Annotated in this window: 1 protein-coding gene; it reads left to right on the top strand. The window is 67.8% G+C overall.

Translation table 11 applies throughout. The features are described 5' to 3' along the window. Positions 1-204 precede the first annotated feature (204 nt). On the top strand, positions 205-1,446 hold a 1,242-nt coding region (gene istA / locus CWO91_RS42165), incomplete at its 3' end, for an IS21 family transposase (RefSeq protein WP_245471550.1).

Genomic DNA, 1,446 nt, shown 5'->3' on the forward strand with positions numbered 1-1,446 from the left:
TGCGGATTCCGCTCGATGTCGCCCAGCATTCCGAGATGATCTCGCCCACCATTCCGATTTGAATTCGCCCACCCATTCCGAGATGATGTCGCCCACCGTTCCGGGATGATGTCGCCCGGGTGACGAGGCCTCTTCTGGCTCCCATAGGGTCAACCCTTTCGGCTTTGCGAAGGGGGACCCTGGATGCCGACGGAGAGGCTTGCGATGCGCCGTGTGCGCGATGTGATCAGGATGAAGGCGGCCGGGCTGCCGAGCCGCGAGATTGCGCGACGGGTGGGCGCGGCGCCCTCGACAGTGCGGCTGGCGATCCGGCGGTTCGAGGCCGCGGGCCTGAGCTGGCCGTTGCCCGACGAGCTCACGGACGCGGCCCTGGAGGCTCGCCTGTTCGCCAAGACCGGCAACGGTAACCGGCAGGGTCACCGCCGCATCGCCGAGCCCGACTGGGCGGCCGTGCACCGCGAGCTCAAGCGCAAGCACGTGACGCTGTCGATCCTGTGGGAGGAGTACATCGGCGCCGAGCCCGGCGGATACCGGTACTCGCGCTTCTGTGAGCTCTACCGCGCCTGGGAGGGCCGTTTGTCGGTGACGATGCGCCAGGCCCATGCAGCCGGCGACAAGCTGTTCGTCGACTATGCCGGCGATGGCGTGCCGGTGGTGGTCGACCGCCTCACCGGTGAGCGCAGAACGGCGCAGATCTTCGTCGCCGTGCTCGGCGCATCGAGCTTTACCTACGCGCAGGCGACATGGACGCAGGGGCTCGCCGACTGGATCAGCGCCCATGTTGGCGCCTTCGCGGCGATCGGCGGTGTCCCAGCGCTGCTGGTGCCCGACAACACCAAGGTCGCGGTCATCAAGGCGAGCCTGTACGACCCGCAGATCAATCGTACCTATGCGGAGATGGCGGCGCATTACGGCACCGCCATCTTGCCGGCGCGGCCGCGCAAGCCGCGCGACAAGGCCAAGGTCGAGCAGGCCGTCCTCATCGTCGAGCGCTGGCTGCTCGGCCGCCTGCGTCATCGCACCTTCTACAGCCTCGCCGAGGTCAACGCGGCGATCGGCGAACTGCTCACCAGGCTCAACGAGGAGCGGCCGATCCGGCGGCTCGGCGTGACGCGCCGCCGGTTGCTCGAGGAGGTCGACCGGCCGGCACTCAAGCCGTTGCCGGTGTCCCCCTACGTGCTCGCCGAGTGGCGTATCCGCCGCGTCAGTCTCGACTACCACGTCGAGGTGGAGAAGCATTACTACAGCGTTCCCCATCGCTTCGCCCGCGCTGAGGTCGAGGTACGGTTCACGGCCCGCACCGTAGAGATCTTCCACAAGGGCGAGCGGATCGCCGCGCATCAGCGCATGAGCGGCAATCACAAGCACACCACCGTGCCAGAGCACATGGCCTCCAGCCATCGGCGCTACGCCGGCTGGACCATCGCGCGCATCCGCCAGGACGCT

This window comes from Bradyrhizobium genosp. SA-3 (assembly GCF_004212635.1).
Classification (GTDB): Bacteria; Pseudomonadota; Alphaproteobacteria; order Rhizobiales; family Xanthobacteraceae; genus Bradyrhizobium.